This window comes from Paraburkholderia sp. RL18-101-BIB-B (assembly GCF_046026985.1).
GTDB lineage: Bacteria > Pseudomonadota > Gammaproteobacteria > Burkholderiales > Burkholderiaceae > Paraburkholderia.
Window position 1 is genome coordinate 1 of sequence record NZ_JARESV010000205.1, and the last position, 459, is coordinate 459.

Consider the following 459-nt stretch of genomic DNA (forward strand, 5'->3'; position numbering starts at 1 on the left):
GCGCGATAATCCTTCCAGCGGAACGTGACGCCACGCTCATCGAAGGCGACCAGGCGCTGGTTGGAGATGGCGACGCGGTGCGTGTAGCGTGAGAGGTACTCGAGCACCGCCTTCGGTCCGGCGAACGGGCGCTTGGCGTAGACCACCCATTCGCAGCTACGCAGCGGCGCAAGCCAGCGGGCAAAGGTGGGGGGGTCAGCAAGCCCGGTGTACTCGCCGAAGAATTGCAGGTCGCCACGGCGGTGAACCGACTGGAGTGCCTCGAGGAAGCGGCGCCGGAACAGGCGTGACAGGACGCGCACGGGCAGGAAGAAGCCGGGCCGGCAGGCGATCCAGCGCTCACCGTCAGGCGACAGTCCGCCGCCGGGGACGATGCCGTGCACATGCGGATGATGCGTGAGTGCGGAGCCCCAGGTGTGCAGGACGAGCGTGGCCCCGATCCGGGCGCCGAGGTGCCGG

At 69.1% G+C, this 459-nt stretch carries 1 protein-coding gene; it reads right to left on the reverse strand.

The window, feature by feature from the left end; all coding sequences use genetic code 11:
* Positions 1-459, reverse strand: a 459-nt coding sequence (locus tag P0D73_RS46745) for an IS91 family transposase (RefSeq protein ID WP_408436548.1), incomplete at both ends; no start/stop codon positions are given.